This window comes from Vibrio tetraodonis (assembly GCF_003350295.1).
Lineage (GTDB): Bacteria > Pseudomonadota > Gammaproteobacteria > Enterobacterales > Vibrionaceae > Vibrio > Vibrio tetraodonis.
Window position 1 is genome coordinate 1 of sequence record NZ_QLYY01000038.1, and the last position, 654, is coordinate 654.

General features: G+C 44.2%; 1 rRNA gene. It reads right to left on the minus strand.

Annotation, left to right across the window (positions count from 1 at the left end):
• Nucleotides 1-398: 398 nt before the first annotated feature.
• Nucleotides 399-654: ribosomal RNA gene (locus tag DPF90_RS20180) — 16S ribosomal RNA — on the minus strand; the annotation flags it as partial.

The window sequence follows — 654 nt, forward strand, 5'->3', positions numbered from 1 at the left end:
GAAAAACCACACTCCCGTCGACCCATTTCTCAGCGCCTAGCCTGAAGGCCAAAATCCACGTCGCAATATTTGGTGTTGTTGTTTAAACAACCAAAGTTGTCTGCAATTATTTAAACATGATGCAGACTCGATTTTGCCGGACTCAAATATAAACAACACACTAAGGTGTTGTTTCCAAGAACACTTGAATGTGTTTATTGGTGTTTATCTTTCGATAAACATTGAGAACTTTACAAACAATCCTATTCACAAGGAATCAAGATTGTTTTGTCAGCTTTCCAAATTGTTAAAGAGCAAAATAGCTCGAAGCTTTCGCTTCAAAACCATCAATCTGTGTGAACACTCATCGCGACTTATTTGTTTTCACTTTAAAAAGCAAAAGCAAACCATCCATCGTATAAGGAGGTGATCCAGCGCCAGGTTCCCCTAGCGCTACCTTGTTACGACTTCACCCCAGTCATGAACCACAAAGTGGTGAGCGTCCCCCCGAAGGTTAAACTACCCACTTCTTTTGCAGCCCACTCCCATGGTGTGACGGGCGGTGTGTACAAGGCCCGGGAACGTATTCACCGTGGCATTCTGATCCACGATTACTAGCGATTCCGACTTCATGGAGTCGAGTTGCAGACTCCAATCCGGACTACGACGCACTTT